This window comes from Pseudomonas sp. MF06569 (genome assembly GCF_059862735.1).
Genome location: NZ_JCBCUZ010000034.1, coordinates 17,927 through 39,322, shown reverse-complemented (window position 1 = coordinate 39,322; position 21,396 = coordinate 17,927). Strand labels below are relative to the sequence as shown.

Here is a 21,396-nt window from a genome sequence, read left to right as displayed (position 1 = left end):
TAAGTAGGGGTTGCGTCGCATGTGTGGCATCGTCGGTATCGTCGGTAAGTCGAACGTCAATCAGGCGCTGTATGACGCGCTAACCGTCCTCCAGCACCGCGGCCAGGATGCTGCCGGTATTGTGACCAGCCATAATGGCCGGTTATTTCTGCGCAAGGACAACGGGCTGGTTCGTGACGTGTTTCATCAGCGTCACATGCAGCGCCTGGTCGGCAACGTGGGCATTGGCCACGTACGCTATCCAACCGCTGGCAGCTCGACTTCAGCTGAAGCTCAGCCGTTTTATGTCAACTCGCCCTATGGCATCACCCTGGCGCATAACGGCAACCTGACCAACGTTGAACAGCTGGCCAAGGAGATTTACGAATCTGACTTGCGTCACGTCAACACCAACTCCGATTCGGAAGTGTTGCTCAACGTCTTCGCCCATGAACTGGCTCAGCGCGGCAAATTGCAGCCGACTGAAGAAGACGTGTTTGCTGCCGTGACAGACGTGCACAACCGCTGCCGTGGCGGTTACGCCGTGGTTGCGATGATCACCGGTTACGGCATCGTCGGTTTCCGCGACCCGAACGGCATTCGCCCGATTGTCTTCGGTCAGCGTCATACAGACGAAGGCGTCGAGTACATGATCGCCTCCGAAAGCGTCTCCCTGGATGTACTGGGCTTTACCCTGATTCGCGACCTTGCGCCGGGTGAAGCGGTTTACATCACTGAAGATGGCAAGCTGCACACCCGTCAGTGCGCGGTGAACCCGCAATTGACCCCGTGCATCTTCGAGCACGTGTACCTGGCTCGTCCGGATTCGATCATCGACGGTGTTTCGGTGTACAAGGCGCGTCTGCGCATGGGTGAGAAGCTCGCCGAGAAGATCCTGCGCGAACGCCCGGATCACGATATCGACGTGGTTATCCCGATTCCGGACACCAGCCGCTGCGCGGCGCTGGAGCTGGCGAACCACTTGGGCGTCAAGTTCCGCGAAGGCTTCGTCAAAAACCGTTACATCGGCCGTACCTTCATCATGCCGGGCCAGGCAGCGCGTAAAAAATCCGTGCGCCAGAAGCTCAACGCCATCGAACTGGAGTTCCGTGGCAAGAACGTGATGCTGGTGGACGACTCGATCGTGCGCGGTACAACGTGCAAGCAGATCATTCAGATGGCCCGCGAAGCCGGCGCCAAGAACGTCTACTTCTGCTCGGCGGCCCCGGCAGTTCGCTACCCGAACGTCTATGGCATCGACATGCCGAGCGCCCACGAGCTGATCGCACACAACCGCAGCACCCAGGAAGTGGCCGAGTTGATCGGTGCTGACTGGTTGATCTACCAGGACTTGCCTGACCTGATCGAAGCAGTCGGTGGTGGCAAGATCAAGATCGACGCGTTCGACTGCGCAGTGTTTGATGGCAAGTACGTCACCGGCGATATCGATGACAACTATCTGGAACGTATCGAGCGTGCGCGCAATGATGCTTCCAAGGTGGTTGCCCAGGGTGTCGGTGCGACGATAGGCTTGTACAACAACTAAGTGTTCACCAAACCGGCCCTGATGGGCCGGTTTGCGTTCATCCAATACAAAGCAAGGAGTGGGCAGCATGAGTCAGGATTGGGATGCGGGTCGGCTGGACAGCGACCTTGAGGGCGTAGCGTTCGACACCTTGGCTGTGCGTGCTGGCCAGCACCGTACGCCCGAGGGCGAGCATGGTGATGCAATGTTCCTGACCTCCAGCTACGTGTTCCGCACGGCGGCTGACGCGGCAGCACGGTTCTCGGGCGAAGTGGCAGGCAACGTTTACTCGCGTTACACCAACCCCACCGTTCGTGCCTTCGAAGAGCGCATTGCGGCCCTTGAAGGCGCCGAGCAGGCCGTGGCAACCGCCACCGGCATGGCGGCCATTTTGTCGGTGGTCATGAGCCTGTGCAGCGCCGGCGATCACATTCTGGTGTCGCGCAGCGTGTTCGGCTCGACCATCAGCCTGTTTGAAAAGTACTTCAAGCGCTTTGGCGTGCAGGTCGATTACGTGCCGTTGGCTGAACTGGCTGGCTGGGACGCGGCGATCAAGCCCAACACCAAATTGCTGTTTGTCGAGTCGCCGTCCAATCCGCTGGCCGAGCTGGTGGACATTGCCGCCCTGGCCGGGATTGCCCACGCCAAGGGCGCGCTGCTGGTGGTCGACAACTGTTTCTGCACGCCTGCCTTGCAGCAGCCGCTGAAGCTGGGCGCGGACATCGTGGTGCATTCGGCCACCAAATTCATCGACGGCCAGGGCCGTTGCATGGGCGGTGTGGTTGCCGGTCGTGGCGAGCTGATGAAAGAAATCGTCGGCTTCTTGCGCACTGCCGGGCCGACCCTGAGCCCGTTCAATGCCTGGATCTTCCTCAAGGGTCTTGAAACCCTGAACCTGCGCATGCGCGCTCACTGCGCCAGTGCCCAAGCGCTGGCCGAGTGGCTGGAGCAGCAGGACGGGGTTGAAAAGGTTCACTACGCCGGCCTCAAGAGCCATCCGCAATATGAGCTGGCCCAGCGTCAGCAGCGCGGTTTTGGTGCGGTGGTCAGCTTTGAGGTCAAGGGTGGGAAAGAGGGCGCCTGGCGCTTTATCGACGCAACCCGCCTGATCTCGATCACCGCTAACCTGGGTGACAGCAAAACCACGATTACCCATCCGGCGACCACGTCCCATGGTCGTCTGGCGCCACAAGAGCGTGAAGCGGCGGGTATTCGCGACAGCCTGATCCGGATCGCGGTCGGTCTGGAAGATGTCGCCGACTTGCAAGCCGACCTCGCACGAGGTCTTGCTGCGCTGTGAGTGACTGGATGGACGAAACTCCGGTTGGCGGCAATGGCCGCGTAGCGCTGGTGACTGGCGCTGCGCGGGGCATTGGCCTGGGGATTGCTGCCTGGCTGGTCAGTGAAGGTTGGCAAGTGGTATTGACCGACATTGACCGTGCCCGGGGTTCCAGGGTGGCCAAGGCGCTGGGCGAGAGTGCCTGGTTCGTGACGATGGATGTTTCGGTCGAGGCCGATGTCATTCAGTGTGTCGCGCAAGTCCTTGGCCAGTTTGGGCGGCTGGACGGGCTGGTGTGCAATGCCGCCATTGCGGATCCGCACAACATGGGCCTTGAAAGCCTCAATCTGGAACACTGGAATCGTGTTCTGGCGGTCAACCTGACCGGGCCCATGTTGTTGGCCAAGCATTGTGCGCCGTACCTGCGTGCGCACAATGGTTCGATCGTCAACCTGGCTTCCACCCGCGCCCGCCAGTCGGAGCCTGATACCGAGGCTTACGTGGCAAGCAAGGGCGGGTTGCTGGCGTTGACCCATGCACTGGCCATCAGCCTTGGGCCGCAGGTTAGGGTCAATGCGGTCAGCCCGGGCTGGATTGATGCCCGGGACCCCTCTGTGAGGCGTGCAGAGCCGCTGACGGACGCCGATCACGCTCAGCACCCGGCTGGCCGGGTAGGGGCCGTGGAGGACGTCGCATCGATGGTTGCCTGGTTATTGTCACGTAATGCCGGGTTTGTGACGGGTCAGGAGTTTGTGGTTGACGGAGGGATGAGCAAAAAGATGATCTATGGCGAGTAGGCCTTGTTGCAGGCTGGCCACTATTTTTGCTTTTTTTGAAAAAAACTCAATCTTGTCCTTGACTTAGCTTCGATAGATGCGTAAATTTCGCGGCCTCAACGAAGCAAAGGGTGATTAGCTCAGCTGGGAGAGCATCTGCCTTACAAGCAGAGGGTCGGCGGTTCGATCCCGTCATCACCCACCACTTCTTGAGATTCTCGCAAGAGAAAGGTCGTTCTGAAAGGAACAACCACCGACGCGCAGCGGTAGTTCAGTCGGTTAGAATACCGGCCTGTCACGCCGGGGGTCGCGGGTTCGAGTCCCGTCCGCTGCGCCATATTTGTACAAATCAGGTTCGCCTGGTTTGCGATTGAAAAGCACCGAAGCTCTTCAGTCACAGGTTTTAAAAGTTTCAAACGGACGCAAGTCCGAGCGATACGCAGCGGTAGTTCAGTCGGTTAGAATACCGGCCTGTCACGCCGGGGGTCGCGGGTTCGAGTCCCGTCCGCTGCGCCATATTTGCTTCAGAGCCCTTGAACTCTCTGAAGCTACAAAGAAAGCGACCTTAGGGTCGCTTTTTTTGTGCCTGAAATTCTACGGCAGCGGCTACACATGGAAACTGCTCCCGCCAAACGCGAACTGATGCACAATACGCCCCGTACCGTTCTCTTCAGGATCTTTAATGCTTATGTCATTCCCCGTGCGTGCCGTGGTAGTCGCCCTAGTGCTGGCTGGACTCGCAGGTTGCTCATCGAAGAAGACAGCGATCTACGAACATGAAAGTTTCGATGATTCCGGTACGTTCTCGCGTAATTACCCGGTAACCGACAAAACCTCCTGTGAGGCCGCGCGTCGCGCGTTGCTCAGCCAGGGCTACATCATCACCAGCAGCGATCCGAAAATCATCAGTGGTCACAAGAGCTTCCAGCAAACGGGCGAAAGCCATCTGGAGATCAGCTTCAACATCGTGTGCGCCGACGATGGCGGTTCACAGCATCACGCCACCATGTTTGCCAATGCCCTGCAGGACCGCTACGCGCTGAAAAAGGTGAACAACTCCGCGAGCCTGGGGGTTGGCGTGCTGGGCTCGGTGTCGATGCCGATTGGCTCGACCGATGACTCGATGGTCAAGGTCGCCAGCGAGACAGTTTCTTCGCCTCAGTTTTACGACCGCTTTTTCACGCTGGTAGAAGCATTTCTACCCAAGCCCAAGGAAGTGGAAAAGGCGGTGCATGCCCCTGAAGCGCCCAAGCTCGACCTGGGAGTGCCCGAGGCAGTGCCTGCCAAGGACGCCGCTGCGCCTGTCATTGAGCCGCCAGCGCCTGCTGTCGAGCCTGTGAGTGAGCCCGTCGTGCCACCGGCAGACGTTGAGCCCATTTCCCCGGTAGAAGTTCAGGCAGCCCCTGCCGCGGCGGTGCCCGAGATCAAGCCTGCAGCCGAACAACCTGAACCGGCCAAGCCCGTCGCGCCACAGGGCGATTCTGCGATCACCCCTGTACCTGTTGCGGTAGAGCCTTCGCCTCCTCAATAACCGTGCGGTAAATCCCAAAAGCTCTGCTACGTTTATAAATGAGTTGTGACAGTGCCCGCGAAGGTGTCATTTTTCCTTCATGGGGGCACTTTATGCTCAGGCATGACTTAAACAAACAGACTGAAAAGGGATGCTGCTATGGACGATTATCAGGAAGAACTGCTTGAGTATCGGGCTTTTGAGCTCGACCCGCTTGAACCTGCTGACGATGCGACCGAGCTTTGAGCTCCAGGCACGTTTACGCAGATTGGCGCTGACGGCGTCGGTATTCCCCCGGCGTCTGCGCATTCCAGCGCTTGAAGGCGCGTTGAAACGCCTCGGCTGAGGCAAACCCCAACAAATAGGCAATCTCGCCAAAGGCCAGTTCCGTATCGCGGATATAGGTCATGGCGAGGTCGCGGCGTGTGTCGTTGAGAATGGCGCGAAACTGCGTGCCTTCCTCCGTGAGCTTGCGCCGCAAGGTCCAGGTCGGCAGCTTCAGGCGAGCCGCCACTTCTTCCAGGTCGGGTTCACGACCACCGTTGAGCAAAGGCCCCAACAGTTGTGTGATGCGTTCGCGCAGGCTGCGGGTGCGGGTCAGTTGTTCCAGTTCGCGTTCGCACAACTGCAGCAGGTAGGTCCAGGTACTTGGACAGTGCTGCGGGTTGCGCAGGTCGAGCGTGGCATGGTTCAGGCGCAGCTGATTGGTCTCGGCGCGAAAATGGACCGTCGAACTGCCGAGCGCGCTGTAGCGCGCCGCGTATTCAGGTTCATTGAACTCAATGTCGATGTGCTCGCAGCTCAGGGGGTGGGCTGCGACCGATGACAGGTGTTGCAGCCAGCCGGCAATGATCGAGTCCACCACAAAGCGGTTGTAGGCGTTGTACGGGCTGATGGAATAAAAACGCAGCCAGGCGCCCCGGGCGTCTTCGTGAAAGCTCGATTGCCCTCGATAGTTGGAGCCATAGAGGGCCTCAAAACGAATCAGGGTGCGTGCTGCTTCCCGAACAGTGGGTGCCTGGGCCGCGGTCACACCGGCCAGTCCGACCTGGTTCAGGCGGCTTAGCTGGCCCATGCGCAAGCCCAGTGCCGGGTCGCCGGTGAGGGCAATTGCCGCGTGCCCCAGGCGCATGTAGCGCGGTATTGACAGGCGCGCCAGCGGCTGGGCGAGACGGGCGGGGTCAAGGCCGAACTGTTCGAGCAGGGGCGCAGGGTCTTTGCCGCAGCTGTGCACGGCATCGGCCAGGGCCTGGACAAACCCCACCGACAGATCGCCCAGGCGCATCGGCAGCGGTTTCATCGTGCTAGAGCCAGACGTTCAACAGCCGCGCACCGGTGCCGGGCTGGTCCGCACTGGTCTGGCCGTTGTGACTGATAAAGCCCAGTCCGGTGCTGTGCTTGTCCCAGAACTTGCCCCGCAAGAAGACGGTAACACCGGCTTGGGCAGTGCTGCTGGGCAGGCTGCTGATCAATGTCAGGCGATGCCAGGCGTCGCCTTCGGTCACTTCGCCGGGCTTGAGGCTGATTTCGCTGGGTGTCGATACGCTTTTGTAGCCGCCCCAGGGTTTGTCCCAGGTGGTTTTGCCAACGATGAACGCGGGCACGGCAATCAGTTGCACACGTTTTTCGTTCAGGGTGCGGTAGTTCTCCGGGTACCAGCTGTCGCTGCCGATCAGGATGCCGAGGCGTCCGGCCGGGGTATCAACCACATTCAATTCATGGTCGGGGCTGGGCTGGATGTAGCTTTGTTCTTCATAGGTAGGTAGCAACTGGCGTTGGGGAGTGCCCAGCGCTGCGCCATCGCTGCCGAAGACCACACTGCTGTTGTACAAGGGGCCCGAGCCGGGCAGCAGCGTGCCGTTCTCGATACGCGGCGAAGGGAGGGCAATGCTCCCGGCCACCAGGGTAACGCCGAACTCTTTGGCCAGGCCGCCAAACAGCGTCTGGTAATCGGCTGCCATGCTGCTGGCCTTCATGCGCAAGTGAGCATCATTGATCCGGCTTTCGCCGTCAGCACGAAGCCAGGCATTGGCAAAGGCCAGCGGGTTGCTCACCGCCAGCCAGCGCATGGCTTCATTCAGGTTGGCTGCCTGGTACAGCTCGCTTTTTTCACCGCGAAACATCAGCCAGGAGCCAATGTGCTCTGGCAGCACCACGACGGTTTTGTCATTGAGCAAACCTGCAGCGCGAGCGGTGTCGAGATAAGCCGCCAGCTTCAGGTGCACCAGCGCCAGGCTTTGATAGTCGCGGGGTGACAGGTCCGGCTCGATACCCAGCAGGTTGCCACGATCATTATTGACACCCTCGTTTATGGCCAGCTCGATGCGCAGGTCAGAGAGGTAATGACCCACATCCCGTTGCGTGGTCCACCAGGCATAGCCGCCGGCAGCGGCGACAAGGGCGATCAATAAGGTGCAGCCAATAAGTTTGCGCATAGAAATAGAACAGACAGCTTTCAGCGGAATTCGACGTCTAGGGTAGGCGGCGCTTGCGGGCTTGCCAAGGGGGGATGTGCATTTGGGTTAATAATTTGTAACTTTGGGTCATTGAGTGGGGCCCATCCAGCCTTTACCTTGGCGGACATTAAACGACGGGAGCCGCAGAGCATCCCGCGTTCCGTGATTTAGACCGTTGTGGAGCTGACTGATGACTGCCACGCACTACCCGCATTTAATGGCCCCGCTGGATCTGGGCTTTACCACGTTGCGCAACCGCACCCTGATGGGGTCAATGCACACCGGCCTCGAAGAAAAGCCCGGTGGCTTTGAGCGTATGGCTGCCTACTTTGCCGAGCGGGCCAAAGGCGGCGTGGGCTTGATCGTGACAGGGGGCATTGCGCCCAACGACGAGGGCGGTGTGTACAGTGGCGCGGCCAAGCTGAGCACCGCCGAAGAGGCGGAAAAGCACGTAGTCGTCACCCGGGCCGTTCACGATGCCGGCGGCAAGATCTGCTTGCAGATCCTCCATGCCGGGCGTTATGCCTACAGCCCGCGCCAGGTTGCGCCGAGTGCGATTCAGGCGCCGATCAATCCGTTCAAGCCCAGGGAGCTGGACGAAGCGGGCATTGAAAAGCAGATTAGCGATTTCGTGACCTGCGCCCAACTTGCCCAGAGCGCCGGGTATGACGGTGTCGAAATCATGGGTTCCGAAGGCTACCTGATTAACCAGTTCCTCGCGGCGCACACCAACCAGCGCACCGACCGCTGGGGCGGTAGCTACGAAAACCGCATGCGCCTGGCGGTAGACATCGTGCGTCGCGTGCGCGAAGCCGTAGGCCCGAACTTCATCATTATTTATCGCCTGTCGATGCTGGACCTGGTGGCAGGCGGCAGCGTGTGGGAAGAAATCGTGCTACTGGCCAAGGCCGTCGAATCGGCCGGTGCGACCTTGATCAACACCGGGATCGGTTGGCATGAAGCGCGCATCCCCACCATTGCTACCAAAGTGCCCCGTGCCGCCTTCAGCAAGGTGACGGCCAAGCTTCGCGGTTCGGTCAGCGTGCCCCTGATTACCACCAACCGCATCAATACCCCGGACATTGCCGAGCAGATCCTGGTCGAAGGTGACGCTGACATGGTGTCCATGGCCCGTCCGTTCCTGGCCGATCCCGAATTCGTCAACAAGGCGGCTGCCGGGCGCAGTGACGAAATCAACACCTGCATCGGCTGCAACCAGGCCTGCCTGGATCACACCTTCGGCGGCAAGCTGACCAGCTGCCTGGTCAACCCCCGCGCCTGCCACGAGACCGAACTGAACTACCTGCCGACCATTGCGGTGAAAAAAATTGCCGTGGTCGGAGCCGGTCCCGCCGGTCTTTCAGCGGCCACGGTGGCGGCAGAGCGCGGGCATGAGGTCACGCTGTTTGACTCGGCGAGCGAGATTGGCGGTCAGTTCAATGTGGCCAAGCGTGTGCCGGGCAAGGAAGAGTTCTTCGAAACCTTGCGCTACTTCAAGCGCAAGCTGCAAACCACCGGTGTCGAGCTGTGCCTGAACACCCGTATGGATGTGCAGCAACTGGTCGACGGTGGCTTTGACGAAATTATCCTGGCCACCGGCATTGCGCCGCGTACGCCTGCCATTCCAGGTATCGACAACCCCAAGGTGCTGAGCTACCTGGACGTGATCCTGCAACGCAAGCCGGTGGGCGCCAAAGTGGCAGTGATTGGCGCAGGCGGTATCGGCTTTGATGTATCCGAGTTTCTCGTGCATCAGGGCGTGTCCACCAGCCAGGACCGTGACGCGTTCTGGAAAGAATGGGGCATCGACAGTGCGCTTGAAGCCCGGGGAGGTGTTGCCGGTATAAAGCCAGAAGTCCACGCACCTGCTCGCCAAGTGTTCCTGTTGCAGCGCAAAGCCAGCAAGGTGGGCGACGGGCTGGGCAAAACCACTGGCTGGATCCACCGCGCGGGCCTGAAAAACAAACAGGTGCACATGCTCAACAGCGTTGAATACCTGAACATCGACGATGCAGGGCTGCACATTCGCATTGGCGAGGGTGAGCCGCAGGTGTTGCCGGTCGACAACATTGTGATTTGCGCCGGGCAAGACCCGTTGCGGGAGCTGCACGACGGCCTGGTCGCGGCCGGGCAGAGCGTGCATTTGATCGGGGGTGCCGACGTGGCGGCCGAGCTGGATGCCAAGCGCGCCATTGATCAGGGTTCGCGCCTGGCGGCGCAGCTCTAGACTCCCGCCTGTGCCCTTTGTGGGAGCGGGCTTGCTCGCGATTGGATCGACGCGGTTCAACTTCAATACCGCGGCGCCTTGATCGCGAGCAAGCCCGCTCCCACAGGGTGGTGTCTAGTGCACGATCTGCGCTAAAAACGCCTTGGCCCTTGGGCTTTTCGGGGCGTTGAAAAACTCTTCCGGTGGCGAGTCCTCGATCACCATCCCGCCATCCAGGAACAACACCCGCTCGGCCACCTGACGGGCAAAGCCCATTTCGTGGGTCACGCACAGCATCGTCATGCCGCTGCCGGCCAGGTTGACCATGACGTCCAGCACTTCGCTGACCATTTCCGGGTCCAGCGCCGAAGTGGGCTCATCGAACAGCATGATTTTCGGCTCCATGCACAGCGCCCGGGCAATGGCGACGCGTTGCTGCTGGCCGCCCGACAGCTGGCTCGGGTACTTGTCGGCCTGGCTGGCAATCCCTACCTTGGTCAAAAAATGCTGCGCCAGTTCGATCGCCTTCTTGCGCGACAACCCGCGCACCGACATCGGCGCCAGGATGCAGTTGTCGATCACGCTCATGTGCGGGAACAGGTTGAAGTGCTGAAACACCATGCCGATTTCGCTGCGCACCTTGCTCGCTTCGCGCGTGGGCAGTGACAGGTCGGTGTCGTTGATCAGGATGCGGCCCTGTTCGGCGATTTCCAGACGGTTGATACAGCGGATCAAGGTCGATTTGCCGGAGCCGGAAGGGCCGCACAGTACGATGCGTTCGCCTTCGCGCACTTTCAGGTCAATGCCCTTGAGTACGTGAAAGGCGCTGTAGTACTTGTTCAGCCCGGCGATATCCACCACTACCTTGCGGGTATCAGTGACTGGCGACACAGGGTGAACGTAAGCAGGTTGTGCGTGCATGGTGTGTCTCCAGTGATCAGTGAAAACGTTCGGCGCTGTAGGGCGCAGGGTCGGTGAAAGGCTTTTCGCCGGTCATCATCTCGGCCAACAGGCGCCCGCTGACCGGGCCCAGGGTCAGGCCGTGGTGGGCGTGGCCAAAGTTGAACCACAGGCCCTTGTGGCGACTGCCAGGCCCGATGACCGGGCACATGTCCGGCAGGCACGGGCGTCGGCCGAGCCAGGGCTCGGCATCCACACGTTCACCCAATGGATACAGGCGCTGGGCCCGTTCTTCGCAGCGGCGCAACTGGATCTCGTTGATCGGGTCATCGCTGTCGGCGAACTCGATGCCAGTGGTCAGGCGGATGCCGCCCACCATCGGCGCCAGCACGTAACCCCCTACCGAATCGAGGATCGGATGCTGCATGGTCTGGCCGTCCCTGGCCGCGTAATGCATGTGGTAGCCGCGCTTGATCGCCAAAGGAATGCGATAGCCCAGGGGCTCGAAGATGTCCCGTGCCTGTGGGCCGAGTGCAACCACCACTTCATTGCCGACGATCAGCCCTTTCTGGCTTTCAACCTGCCATTGCCCTGCCGTTGCCCGCAGGCTGGTGGCATTGCCGGTCACAAAGGTGCCGCCGCGCTTGATGAACAGTTCGGCGTAGCCACGGGTCAGGCCACCCGGATCGCTGACGGTCTTGGGGTCCAGCCAGTGAATGCCGCCGATGACATCGGTGTGCAGGCCCGGCTCCAGGGCGTGGACTTGCTGCTCGCCAAGCACCCGATAGTTGAGCTGGTATTCGCTCAGGGCGGCGGCGTCACGCTGGGCTTTGTCGAAGTCGGCCTGGGTGCGATACACCTCGATCCAGCCGCTGTCGTCAATCAGCTCGGTCATACCCGCCGGCTCAGCCAGCAGGTCGTGCTCGGTCACACATTTTTCAATCAGCGGCAGCATGGCCCGGGTGGCCTTGGCCAGTTCCTTGGGACCGGACTGCTGCCAGTATTTCAACAGCCACGGTCCGGCCTTTGGCAGGTGCTTGAGGCTGTAGCGCACATCGGATTGCTGATTGAGGCCATAGCGCAGCAAGCGCGAAATTTCACGGGGGAACGAGTAGGGGATAACGCTGGCGCGCTCGATCAGCCCGGCATTGCCGTGGCTGGTGCCGCTGCCAGGCGCTGCGCGGTCGAGCAGCACGACGCTGCGCCCGCGGGCCTGGAGTTGCAACGCGGTACTGACGCCGACGATGCCGGCCCCCAGAACGATAGTGTCGCAGTGCATAAACAAATCCTTAAACAGGGGCCGTGTTCGCAGCCCGAACAATGGGCTTACTGCAAATGGCGGCCGAGACGGCCTTCGATCAGCTTCAGGCTGCGTCGCACCACTTCTACGATCAGCAGATACAGCACGGCGGCCCACAGATAGATCTGGAAGTCGAAGCTGCGCGAAAACGCCATTTTGGTGACACCCATCAAATCGTAAATGGTCACCAGGGAGGCAATGGCACTGGCCTTGATCATCAGGATCAGCTCATTGCCCAAGGGGCCGATGGCCACCAGCAGCGATTGCGGCAGGATGATCTTGCGAAAGGCCGTCCATCGCGACAGGTTCAGCGCCTTGCAGGCTTCACGCTGGCCCTGGGCAACGGACAGGATGCTGCCGCGCAGGATTTCGGCCTGGTACGCCGCCGTGTTGAGGGTGAAGGCCAGCAGGGTGCAGAACCAGGCATCGCGGAAAAACCACCACAAGCCCACGTCTTGCCAGAAGCCCTTGAACGAGCCCAGGCCGTAATACAGCAAAAACAGTTGGGCCAGCAGCGGCGAGCCACGGAAGAAGTACACGTAGGCGCCGGTAAAGCTGCGCAAAAAGCGGTTGCTGGACAAGCGCCCCAGGGCAATCAGCAAGCCAAGCAAGGCACCCAGGGTGAACGAAATCGCCACCAGCTTGCCCGTCACCAGCAGCCCGTCGATAAAGCGCGGGCCGTAGCGTTCAAGCAGGTCGGGGTTGAGAAACATGTTTTGCAGATCCGCCAGACTCATGGCTGCGCGCTCCGTTGATGGCGGCTGAAGTAGCGTTCAAGGAAGGCAAACAGCCGCCCGGAAATCGCCGAGAAAAACAGATAGCCCAGGCACGCGACGCTGTAGAACAGCATAGGGTCTTTGGTCACGCTGACCGCCAGGTTGGTCTGGCGCATCAGGTCCACCAGGGAGATGGTCGACACCAGCGAGGTGTCCTTGAGCAGTGACAGCCAGTTGTTGGACAGGCCGGGCAGGGCGATGCGCGCCAGTTGTGGCAGCACCACTTTGCGAAAGGTGGTGAATTTGCTCAGGCCCAGTGCCGATGCGGCTTCGAACTGGCCCTTGGGGATGGTTTTGAACGCACCCAGCCAGATCTCGCTGGAGAAGGCGGCAAACACCAGGCTGAAGGCGACCATCGCGGCCACGAAGGTATTGATCGTGACCTGCGCGTCGTAGCCCATCATGGCGAGGATCTTTTGCGCGGCGATCTGGCAGCCGTAGTAAATGATCAGCAGTGTCAGCAATTCCGGCAAACCACGAAAAACCGTGGAGAACGTGGTTGCCCACGCCCGCACCCAGCGGTTTTTGGAACGTGCCGCCACGGCCACGGCCAGGCCCAGTGGCAAACCGATAGGCAGGCAGCTCAGGGCCAGGGCAATGGTCACCATGGCGCCTGCGAGCAGGGCCGAGCCCCAGCCGCCACTGGCGAAAGAAAGAAGTGAGAGTTGATCGAGCATGCTCGAATCCCCGGGCAAAATTGGGCCGAAATTCAGCCGCCGCGCACGTCAGGTGCGCGGGGCAGGGTCATTGGCAGGGAGCCCTCAAACGAAGGCGGGCGACTCAGTAAATGTCGAAGTCGAAGTACTTGCTGGAGATCTTTTTATACGTGCCGTCGGCCACGATTTCGTCCAGCGCCTTGTTGAAGCGCTCGCGCAGGACGTTGTCGTTCTGGCGCACGGCAATTGCCGCGTCGGCATTGGTGCCGTCAACGTCACCGATGATTTTGCAGCAGTCGTCGCTGGCCTTGTTGATCCATTCCAGCAGCGGGAATTTGTCGGCAATGACGGCATCGACGCGGCCGTTTTTCAGTTCGGCGTTGGCTTCGTCAAGCGTGGGGTACAGGTTGAGTTTGGCGCCGGCTTTCTCGTAGTGATCCTCGGCGTAGATGCCTTGGGTCGCTGCGCCCTGGGCACCGATGGTGCGGCCCTTGAAGTTGATCTGGGCATCGGTGATGTCAGAGTCTTTTGGCACGGCAATCGACAGCGGGGTGCGGTAGTAGTGATTGGTAAACGCAATTTTCTTTTTGCGTTCATCGGTCACGATCATCGACGCCACGATGGCATCGTACTTTTTAGCCATCAGCCCCGGAATGATGCCGTCCCAATCCTGGGCCACGATCTTGCACTGGGCATTCATGCGTTCGCACAGGGCGTTGGTGATGTCGACGTCAAAGCCCGACACCGTGCCGTCCGAATTAGTGGTGTTGAAGGGAGGGTAGGCGCCTTCCGTGGCGATAGTCAGCGTGTCGGCGTGCGCGTTTGCTGCAACGGCGGCCACCAGTGCACATGCACTTGCAAAGCGAATGACGTATTTCATCTAGCACCTCGTTTTATTGTTTTGATCCGGGTGAGGATGTGTAGCCCACGAACTCATTGTGTAAGGCCGCGGTAGCCTCAAGACGCTTCTCAACGTCCGGCCCCAGTTGTTTGCACACTTCATTGATCAGCAGATGCACCAGCGACAGCATGGCCGCGGTGGATTCCCAGAACAGGTTGAACTCGGTGGGCACGCGAAACACTTCATTGGCGCTCTGGTCGGCCCAGTCGCAGAAGGTATCGGTGACCAGCGTGACCTCGATCCCGGCCTCACGTGCCTTGCGGCACAACAGCTGGGCGTGGCGCGAGTAGCGTCGGGCTTCAAACACCACCAGGGCACAGTCTGCGGGCGGGCACAGCAGCACGTCGGCGTAATGCCCGGCGGCGCCATCGACCAGTTGCACGCCATCGCGCAGGTATTGCAGCAAATGCACCATGGAGGCGGCGATCCCGCGCTCGGTCTGGAACCCTGCGACAAACACTTTGCGCCGCGTGGCCAGGCGCTGACTGACCGCACGCCACTGCGGCGTGAGGCTGTATTCGTAGACCTTGACCAGCGCGCCGACTTCCAGCTCGAAACTGCGCGGCAACGCCTGGGGGCTCTGGCTCGACTGCTGGCGGAATTCTTGCAAGCGATCACCGACCAACCACGGGCCATCGCCCAGGTCGTCCTTGAGATCGTTTTTCAAATCCTTGAAATGGCTGTATCCCAGCGAGCGGCAAAAACGCCCGACACTGGATTCGCTGACCCCCAGTTTGCTGGCGATGTCGGCGGCAGTCTGAAACGGCAGTTCGTAAAGATTGGCCAGCATGTAGCTGGCAATCGCCCGACCCGAAGGTGCGGCGGTTGACAGACTGCTTTCAAGGCGTTGTTTAATCGGCTGGCTCACGACTGCTTCCTGTTTTTATTTCAGCGCGTTGCAGAAAGTGAATGTTTTCTGTCATTAAGTCAACAATTGACAGAGAACTGTCACCCAGGATAGTTTGCCACAGACAAAAATAATCAGATTGGAGCGCCAGAATGTCTTCTACGCAGTCGCTTTCCCTGGTCGAACTGACCGCCTTGCTGCAACGGATTTTCGAGCGTCATGGCACCTCGCCGCAGGTTGCTCGGGTGTTGGCTGACAACTGCGCACGGGCTCAGCGCGATGGTTCTTATAGCCACGGGGTATTCCGCATTCCGGGCTACCTGTCTTCGCTGGCCAGTAATTGGGTCGATGGCCAGGCTGTTCCGGTCGTAGAGGATGTAGCCTCGGGCTTTATCCGCGTGGACGCTGCCGGTGGCTTTGCCCAGCCTGCATTGGCTGCTGCCCGTCAGTTGCTGGTCGAGAAAGCCCGCAACGCCGGGATTGCGGTACTGGCGATTCGCAACTCGCATCACTTTGCTGCGCTTTGGCCGGATGTGGAACCGTTTGCCGAAGAAGGTCTGGTGGCGTTGAGCGTGGTGAACAGCATGACCTGCGTGGTGCCCCACGGTGCGCAAAAGCCCTTGTTTGGCACCAACCCGATTGCCTTTGCGGCACCCCGCGCCGAGGGTCATCCGATCGTATTCGACCTGGCTACCAGCGCCATTGCCCACGGCGATGTGCAAATTGCCGCGCGCAAGGGTCATCAGTTGCCTGCCGGTATGGGGGTAGATAAACAGGGTGAGCCGACTCAAGACCCGAAAGCGATTCTTGACGGCGGTGCCTTGCTGCCATTTGGCGGGCACAAGGGTTCGGCGCTGTCGATGATGGTCGAATTGCTGGCGGCGGCGCTGACGGGTGGCAACTTCTCGTTTGAGTTCGACTGGTCGAAACACCCGGGTGCGCAAACCCCGTGGACGGGCCAATTGCTGATCGTGATCGACCCGAGCAAATCCGGCGGCGACAGCTTTGCCCAGCGCAGCGCAGAACTGGTACGTCAGATGCACGCCGTGGGCCTGGAGCGCATGCCCGGCGACCGTCGCTTTATCGAACGTGCGAAATCGTTGGACGAAGGCATCCCGCTGGGCGCTGAAGAGTTGGCCAGGTTGCGTGAGCTGGCGGGGTAACTGCGCGAAGGATCCGATTACCTGTGGGGCGGGATTGCTCGCGATAGCATCCCCGAGGTTTGCCTGAAACCCCGCGTGGCCTGCATCGCGAGCAAGCCCGCTCCCACAATCCACCTGCGCGCATCAAGTTGGGTGGTGGCTTACAGCGTCAGAAACTGCCGGATCAGATTGGGCGTACACCCCGTCCAGCGCTTCAACGCCCGGCGAAAGTTTGCCGGGTCGCTGAAGTTGAGGTGCTCGGCCACGGCCTCGTTACTCAGCCCCTTGATCTGGTACAGGTACAGCGCCATGTGTTTGCGCGCTTGATCCTGCTGGGCCTGAAAGTGCGTGCCATGCTTGTTCAGTTTGCGCTTGAGGGTGGCCTGGCTCATTGAAAAGTGCTGCGCCGCCTGCTCAAGGCTCGGGGCGTGTTGCGCATTGTTGCGCAAGTACACATACAACCGATCCAGCAGGCTGGCGCTGAAGCCCAGGCTGTGCAATTGCTCCTGGGCCTGCTGGTACGCCACCTGCCGGGCAATGGCCGAGCCGTTGGGCCAGGGCCGCGTCAGGTATTCGCGGGGCAGGCGCATCATGTCCAGCTGGCAGCCGAACTGGGTGTTTTCCCCCAGATGCACCCAGTATTGCTCCACATAGCGCGGCTCTGGATGACTGAAGCTGCACTCCCACGGCAGGCGTTCGCCGCTGAGCCACTGACTCATCGCCATCAGCGCCGTCATGCTGGCCTCCAGCACAAAACGCAATTGCTCCCGGGCCCCGCAATTGTCGAGCCAGTACACGTAGGCGTACTTGTCGTCCAGCAACAGGCGCGGCGTCAGCAGCGGGCTGAGCAGGGCGCGGTGATGGATCAGGGTTTCCAGGGCCTGATGCAGATTCTGCGCCTGTTGCAGGGCGTGGCTGGCCGGGCCGTAGTGCCCCGGCCACAGGCGTTGGCCAAACAGAAAGCTGCTGTCATCGGCTTCGAGCAAGCGCTGGGCGTTGGCAATCAGGCCAAAGCACTGCTGGGGACTGAGGCGGGTGTGGCCGGCCACAATATCGTCGTAGAACAGCCCGGTACCGCGCAGCAGGCGATGGCTGTCGATGTCCCGTGATAGCGCCAGATCAATCAGTGTGGCGGGTTGGTAATGCCCGGCAATAAAACGGCTGTCCGTTTCGTACCAGCGGGCATGGAGCGTCATGCGCGTTTGCTCCGTGGCGGCTTGGCGCGCACCAGCGCCAGATTCAGCCGCTTGAGCAATTCATCGGGTGCGTCATCAAGGGCCATCACCACGGCGGTGCTGGCCGACAAATAGACCCGCTCGCCATGTTGCCGGGTTTTGTGGGCCAGGCTTTGAACCGCCTGTTGCAACTCAAGGGCCAGCAACCGGGCCTGACTTTCTCCGGTGTCGGGCAGCAGCACGACAAAGCGGTCCCCGGCCAATCGGCAGAGCAGGTCGTGGCGGCGCAGGTTGAGCAGGAGCAATTGGCTGAGGGCTTGCAGCACGGCATCACCTTCGGGGTGCCCGTAGTGCCGGTTGATCGCGGTAAAGTCGTCGATATCCAGCGCCAGCAGTGACAGCGGCTGTTGCTGTTCAAGGCTTTGCACGAGGCATTCGCTGACTTGGCGCTTGAGGTATTCGGCACCGCCCAGGGGAGTCAGTTTGTCGAACAGCCGATGCTCGCGAAACACCCGTTCGCGTTTCTCCATGTGCTGGTTGATCGCCTGTTGTTCACGGTGCCAGTGGAACAGGCCGATGGTCAGCAAAATCATGCCGATGGGCATTGGCCCCGATTCCAGCCAGTGATCCCAGCCGATGTGCTTGGGCAGGCGGACAAACTCGTCCAGCACGTCCATCCACCAGGAAAAAAACATGAAGCACAGACCGTAGGCCAGGTAGTTGGTGACCCGTCCGGTGGGCCGGCTTTTAAGCACCAGCCCCAGCCAGAACAGCATGAACAGGGCTGTTCCCCCTTCGCCGATGATGTCCAGCCAATGCCACTCGCTGAAGGCTTTGGGCGTACCAAAAGCCAGATTCAGCAGTACGGCAAGATTGGCCGCCAACAGGAGCAGGCCGAGCTTGTAGCGGTGGTGTTTAAGGACGTTTAACCAAGTCATTTCAGTTCTGCCAAAACGTATTGCCGGTCAGCAGAACAGAGGTGTGTGACAGCGGTGTGACGGGGCGTGCGGGTCGAATCAGCTCAGGTGTGCTGTGCAACAAAAGTTAAATGCAAGCTCGTGGTTGCCCCCGATTTTGTAGCAGCTGCCGAAGGAACGAGGCTGCGTTCGGCGACGTAGTCGCCGCAAAATCACACACTGCGGTGTGCTAGTTAAAGCGGGGGCTTAGGGTTTACGACGACTGCGTCGCCGAACGCAGCCTCGTTCCTTCGGCAGCTGCTACCAGCCGGTGCAGTGGAGTCAAATCAGCTCATTTACTCCTTTATCACCGCTAAAAACCCTCTGTTTCGGGGTTTTAGCCAAACACTGTCACAGCGTTGTCATCCACCAACCCTAGCTTTCGCTCCCAAGTTGTCGGGCCATTTGCCCGGCCTGATGGGCGATTTTGGGGGAGGACAAACATGTACAAGTGTCGCAGCAAGGCGCAGTGGGTCGGCTTTACCGTCAGTGCATTGGCCCTGGCAATTGCCAGTGAGCGCCTGAGCGCCGCCGAGGCATCGAGTATCGGCGCCACCGAACACGTTGAAGTGGTCGGGCAGGCCGTCAGCCTGGACAAGGCGCTCAAGCAGCAGCGCAATTCGGACAACATTGAAAGCGTGGTGCATGCCGATGGCGTGGCGCAGTTACCGGACGCCAACGTCGCCGAGGCCGTGCAACGCCTGCCCGGTATCAGCATTGAACGGGATCAGGGCGAAGGCCGTTTCGTCAGCGTGCGGGGCCTGGGGCCGGACCTGAACAGTGTGACCATCAACGGCACGCTGGTGCCGTCCCCGGAAAGCGCCCGCCGTGCCGTGGCCCTGGACGTTCTACCCTCGGAGCTGGTGCAGTCGCTGTCGGTGATCAAGACCCTGACCCCGGACATGGACGCCAACTCCCTGGGTGGCACGGTGGACGTCCAGAGCCTGTCCGCGTTCGACCACAAGGGCCTGTTCTACACGGGCAGCACAGAGGCCGGGTACAACAAGAACAGCCACAAGACCAGCCCCAAGGTGTCGGGGGCCATCAGTGACCGTTTCAGCCTGGGCGACGGCGTCGACAACTTTGGTGTCGCCGCAGCGCTGAGCTGGAACAAGCGCGACTTTCGCTCTGACAACGTCGAGACCGGCGGCGACTGGGACTTCAGCGAGGGTGCACGACTGAACAGCTTCGAGCAGCGGGTGTATGAGATCAGCCGCGAGCGCACCGGTGGCGGCCTCAACTTCGACTACAAGCCCGACGACGACACCAGCCTGTACCTGCGCACGCTGTACAGCCGCTTCGAAGACAACGAAACCCGCAACTCCACCAGTTTTGAATTTTCCGACCCTCAGGCCGAAGGCGAAGTGGGCCCGACCAAGACCAAGCGCAAGCTCAAACAGCGCGAAGAAACCCAGGAAGTCCAGTCCTACGTGTTCGGCGGCGAACGCATGATGGGCCTGTGGACCCTGAGCGGGCAGGCCGGTTACAGCGAATCCAGCGAAGACAATCCGGGCGGCATTGCCGGGGCCACCTTCAAAGGCAATTCCGGCATCGGTGAAGGGGGGTTCTACGACACCGAAAAGCCCCGGCCCATCATTGGCGCAGGCTTTTATGACCCGGCCAATTTCAGCCTCGACAAGGTGGACTGGCAAGAGCAACACACCAAGTACACCGAGAAAAATATCCGCCTGGACCTGGCCCGCGACTACGACGTGCAGGGCTATGCCTCCCAGGTCAAATTCGGCGGCAAGGTCAGCCGTCGCAACAAGGACAATGACCTCAATGCCTGGACCTACAAGGACTTTTCGGATCTGGGTTTCAGTGACGAGCAACTCAGCCTCGAGCAGTTCAACAAGGGCAACCTGCACTACAACCTCGGCCGGTTCGGACCAGGCATCAGCGGCGGTGCGATCAAGGATCTGATTGGCGGCTTGAACCGCAACGATTTCTACAACGAGCAAGACTCGCGGGCCAATGACTTCACCATGCGCGAAGACATCAACGCGGCTTACCTGATGAACACCGTCGATATCGATGACTGGCGCTTTATTGCCGGCATGCGCTACGAAGGCACCGAGTTCGAAGCCAAGGGCACCGGTGTGCGTGATGGCGTTTTCGAAGATCAGGACACCCAGCGTGATTACCACCACTGGTTGCCCGGCCTGCATGCCCGCTATCAATTGGCGAAAAACACCCAGGTGCGTGCGGCCTGGACCAACACCGTGGTGCGTCCGACCTTCGGCCAGCTGGCCCCGGGTTTTGTTATCGAGGATGACAAGGCCGAGTTCGGCAACCCCAACCTCAAGCCGCTGGAGTCGAGCAACTTCGACCTGGGCATTGAGCACTTCATGGGGCAGGCGGGCACGGTGTCGGCGTTCCTCTTCTACAAAGACATCAAGAACTTCGTCTACAACAACGACCTGGCCGGCAGTGGCGAGTGGGTCGACTTCACTGAGGCCCACAGCTATGCCAACGGCGACAGCGCCAAGCTCTACGGCCTGGAACTGGCCTACTCGCAAAAATTCGACTGGCTGCCAGCGCCCTGGAACGGCGTGATCCTGGGTGCCAACAGCACGTTCAGCCGCTCCAGCGCCAGCATCAAGGGCGTTGATGCAGCCACCGGAGCAAGCCTCAAGCGCGATATTGATTTGCCGAACCAGTCCAACACCGTCGGCAACCTGATGCTCGGCTGGGAAGACGACAAGCTGAGCCTGCGCCTGTCGGCCAACTACAAGTCGGACTACCTCTACGAACTGGCGGGGGTTAACGACAAGGCCCATGACACCCATGTCGATGCCCAGACGTTTGTCGACTTCAGCGCCCGCTACTCGCTGACCAAAAACCTGCAAATCAAGTTCGACGCCCAGAACCTTACGGACCAGCCGTACTTCGTCTACAGCGGCAACAGTCGCTACAACAACCAGTACGAAGAATACGGCCCCACCTACTCCGTAGGCCTGACCTTCACCCATTTCTAAGCGCTGGGCAGACCAGGCTTTAACCCCATTTTCT

Annotated in this window: 17 protein-coding genes and 3 tRNA genes; 10 read left to right on the top strand and 10 right to left on the bottom strand. The window is 60.3% G+C overall.

The window, feature by feature from the left end; genetic code table 11:
• Nucleotides 1-19 precede the first annotated feature (19 nt).
• The 7 genes from purF to AC19YQ_RS22280 all read left to right on the top strand — a co-directional run bounded on the left by purF (nt 20) and on the right by AC19YQ_RS22280 (nt 5,090).
• Nucleotides 20-1,525 (top strand): amidophosphoribosyltransferase, encoded by a 1,506-nt coding sequence (gene purF / locus AC19YQ_RS22310; RefSeq protein ID WP_133079406.1) that lies wholly within the window; start codon nt 20-22, stop codon nt 1,523-1,525.
• Between the two features lie 67 nt (nt 1,526-1,592).
• On the top strand, nt 1,593-2,804 hold the full coding sequence (locus AC19YQ_RS22305) for an O-succinylhomoserine sulfhydrylase (protein ID WP_339477634.1): 1,212 nt from the start codon (nt 1,593-1,595) through the stop codon (nt 2,802-2,804).
• 8 nt (nt 2,805-2,812) lie between these two features.
• On the top strand, nt 2,813-3,580 hold the full coding sequence (locus AC19YQ_RS22300; protein WP_500595973.1) for an SDR family oxidoreductase: 768 nt from the start codon (nt 2,813-2,815) through the stop codon (nt 3,578-3,580).
• A 108-nt stretch (nt 3,581-3,688) separates the two neighbouring features.
• Nucleotides 3,689-3,764 (top strand) — tRNA-Val (locus AC19YQ_RS22295).
• 55 nt (nt 3,765-3,819) lie between these two features.
• Nucleotides 3,820-3,896, top strand: a tRNA-Asp gene (locus tag AC19YQ_RS22290).
• Nucleotides 3,897-3,998: 102 nt separating this feature from the next.
• A tRNA-Asp gene (locus AC19YQ_RS22285) sits at nt 3,999-4,075 on the top strand.
• 166 nt (nt 4,076-4,241) lie between these two features.
• Nucleotides 4,242-5,090 carry a DUF2242 domain-containing protein gene (locus tag AC19YQ_RS22280; RefSeq protein WP_500595972.1) on the top strand — a complete coding sequence of 283 codons (849 nt, stop codon included), beginning with the start codon at nt 4,242-4,244 and terminating at the stop codon, nt 5,088-5,090.
• Nucleotides 5,091-5,328: 238 nt separating this feature from the next.
• Here AC19YQ_RS22280 and AC19YQ_RS22275 read toward each other — a convergent pair whose 3' ends face one another.
• Nucleotides 5,329-6,369: an AraC family transcriptional regulator gene (locus tag AC19YQ_RS22275; protein WP_326398172.1), complete on the bottom strand. Its 1,041-nt coding sequence runs from the start codon at nt 6,367-6,369 to the stop codon at nt 5,329-5,331.
• A gap of 4 nt (nt 6,370-6,373) precedes the next feature.
• Nucleotides 6,374-7,504, bottom strand: a complete 1,131-nt coding sequence (locus AC19YQ_RS22270; protein WP_500595971.1) for a carbon-nitrogen hydrolase family protein — start codon at nt 7,502-7,504, stop codon at nt 6,374-6,376.
• Nucleotides 7,505-7,715: 211 nt separating this feature from the next.
• On the opposite strand from AC19YQ_RS22270, the gene AC19YQ_RS22265 reads away from it, so the two are divergent.
• Nucleotides 7,716-9,752 carry an oxidoreductase gene (locus tag AC19YQ_RS22265; RefSeq protein ID WP_500595970.1) on the top strand — a complete coding sequence of 679 codons (2,037 nt, stop codon included), beginning with the start codon at nt 7,716-7,718 and terminating at the stop codon, nt 9,750-9,752.
• 114 nt (nt 9,753-9,866) lie between these two features.
• Here AC19YQ_RS22265 and AC19YQ_RS22260 read toward each other — a convergent pair whose 3' ends face one another.
• From AC19YQ_RS22260 to AC19YQ_RS22235, 6 genes are all read right to left on the bottom strand, one after another.
• Entirely contained in the window at nt 9,867-10,652 is a 786-nt protein-coding gene (locus tag AC19YQ_RS22260; RefSeq protein WP_257622807.1) for an amino acid ABC transporter ATP-binding protein, read from the bottom strand.
• 16 nt (nt 10,653-10,668) lie between these two features.
• Nucleotides 10,669-11,910 (bottom strand): NAD(P)/FAD-dependent oxidoreductase, encoded by a 1,242-nt coding sequence (locus tag AC19YQ_RS22255; RefSeq protein WP_219261349.1) that lies wholly within the window; start codon nt 11,908-11,910, stop codon nt 10,669-10,671.
• 47 nt (nt 11,911-11,957) lie between these two features.
• Complete coding sequence (locus AC19YQ_RS22250) at nt 11,958-12,668, bottom strand: ABC transporter permease (protein ID WP_133079398.1); 711 nt, start codon at nt 12,666-12,668, stop codon at nt 11,958-11,960.
• Nucleotides 12,665-13,384 carry an ABC transporter permease gene (locus AC19YQ_RS22245; protein WP_046810349.1) on the bottom strand — a complete coding sequence of 240 codons (720 nt, stop codon included), beginning with the start codon at nt 13,382-13,384 and terminating at the stop codon, nt 12,665-12,667. Before AC19YQ_RS22245 ends, AC19YQ_RS22250 begins: the two co-directional genes overlap by 4 nt.
• Nucleotides 13,385-13,487: 103 nt before the next feature.
• On the bottom strand, nt 13,488-14,243 hold the full coding sequence (locus tag AC19YQ_RS22240) for a transporter substrate-binding domain-containing protein (protein WP_133079397.1): 756 nt from the start codon (nt 14,241-14,243) through the stop codon (nt 13,488-13,490).
• A 13-nt stretch (nt 14,244-14,256) separates the two neighbouring features.
• Nucleotides 14,257-15,132: a MurR/RpiR family transcriptional regulator gene (locus AC19YQ_RS22235; protein WP_133079396.1), complete on the bottom strand. Its 876-nt coding sequence runs from the start codon at nt 15,130-15,132 to the stop codon at nt 14,257-14,259.
• Between the two features lie 131 nt (nt 15,133-15,263).
• On the opposite strand from AC19YQ_RS22235, the gene AC19YQ_RS22230 reads away from it, so the two are divergent.
• A complete protein-coding gene (locus AC19YQ_RS22230; protein ID WP_133079395.1) occupies nt 15,264-16,274 on the top strand; it encodes an Ldh family oxidoreductase in 1,011 nt (336 codons plus the stop codon).
• A 140-nt stretch (nt 16,275-16,414) separates the two neighbouring features.
• Here the strand turns inward: AC19YQ_RS22230 and AC19YQ_RS22225 are convergent, their stop codons facing one another.
• The gene (locus AC19YQ_RS22225) at nt 16,415-17,449 is read right to left on the bottom strand and encodes an AraC family transcriptional regulator (RefSeq protein ID WP_500595969.1); all 1,035 of its coding nucleotides are present in this window, start codon (nt 17,447-17,449) and stop codon (nt 16,415-16,417) included.
• Nucleotides 17,446-18,366, bottom strand: a complete 921-nt coding sequence (locus AC19YQ_RS22220) for a GGDEF domain-containing protein (RefSeq protein ID WP_500595968.1) — start codon at nt 18,364-18,366, stop codon at nt 17,446-17,448. The genes AC19YQ_RS22225 and AC19YQ_RS22220 overlap by 4 nt, the downstream gene beginning before the upstream one ends.
• Nucleotides 18,367-18,827: 461 nt before the next feature.
• Between AC19YQ_RS22220 and AC19YQ_RS22215 the strand changes: the two genes are divergently transcribed.
• Nucleotides 18,828-21,362: a TonB-dependent receptor gene (locus tag AC19YQ_RS22215; RefSeq protein WP_500595967.1), complete on the top strand. Its 2,535-nt coding sequence runs from the start codon at nt 18,828-18,830 to the stop codon at nt 21,360-21,362.
• Nucleotides 21,363-21,396: the final 34 nt, after the last annotated feature.

Excerpts from the sequence above, each read along its gene's own strand:
- AC19YQ_RS22240 (WP_133079397.1), bottom strand. The coding sequence starts at position 14,243 with ATGAAATACGTCATTCGCTTTGCAAGTGCATGTGCACTGGTGGCCGCC.
- AC19YQ_RS22225 (WP_500595969.1), bottom strand. The coding sequence starts at position 17,449 with ATGACGCTCCATGCCCGCTGGTACGAAACGGACAGCCGTTTTATTGCC.
- AC19YQ_RS22270 (WP_500595971.1), bottom strand. The coding sequence starts at position 7,504 with ATGCGCAAACTTATTGGCTGCACCTTATTGATCGCCCTTGTCGCCGCT.
- AC19YQ_RS22255 (WP_219261349.1), bottom strand. The coding sequence starts at position 11,910 with ATGCACTGCGACACTATCGTTCTGGGGGCCGGCATCGTCGGCGTCAGT.
- AC19YQ_RS22230 (WP_133079395.1), top strand. The coding sequence starts at position 15,264 with ATGTCTTCTACGCAGTCGCTTTCCCTGGTCGAACTGACCGCCTTGCTG.
- AC19YQ_RS22260 (WP_257622807.1), bottom strand. The coding sequence starts at position 10,652 with ATGCACGCACAACCTGCTTACGTTCACCCTGTGTCGCCAGTCACTGAT.
- AC19YQ_RS22215 (WP_500595967.1), top strand. The coding sequence starts at position 18,828 with ATGTACAAGTGTCGCAGCAAGGCGCAGTGGGTCGGCTTTACCGTCAGT.
- AC19YQ_RS22300 (WP_500595973.1), top strand. The coding sequence starts at position 2,813 with ATGGACGAAACTCCGGTTGGCGGCAATGGCCGCGTAGCGCTGGTGACT.
- purF (WP_133079406.1), top strand. The coding sequence starts at position 20 with ATGTGTGGCATCGTCGGTATCGTCGGTAAGTCGAACGTCAATCAGGCG.
- AC19YQ_RS22245 (WP_046810349.1), bottom strand. The coding sequence starts at position 13,384 with ATGCTCGATCAACTCTCACTTCTTTCTTTCGCCAGTGGCGGCTGGGGC.
- AC19YQ_RS22220 (WP_500595968.1), bottom strand. The coding sequence starts at position 18,366 with ATGACTTGGTTAAACGTCCTTAAACACCACCGCTACAAGCTCGGCCTG.
- AC19YQ_RS22305 (WP_339477634.1), top strand. The coding sequence starts at position 1,593 with ATGAGTCAGGATTGGGATGCGGGTCGGCTGGACAGCGACCTTGAGGGC.
- AC19YQ_RS22265 (WP_500595970.1), top strand. The coding sequence starts at position 7,716 with ATGACTGCCACGCACTACCCGCATTTAATGGCCCCGCTGGATCTGGGC.
- AC19YQ_RS22250 (WP_133079398.1), bottom strand. The coding sequence starts at position 12,668 with ATGAGTCTGGCGGATCTGCAAAACATGTTTCTCAACCCCGACCTGCTT.
- AC19YQ_RS22280 (WP_500595972.1), top strand. The coding sequence starts at position 4,242 with ATGCTTATGTCATTCCCCGTGCGTGCCGTGGTAGTCGCCCTAGTGCTG.
- AC19YQ_RS22275 (WP_326398172.1), bottom strand. The coding sequence starts at position 6,369 with ATGAAACCGCTGCCGATGCGCCTGGGCGATCTGTCGGTGGGGTTTGTC.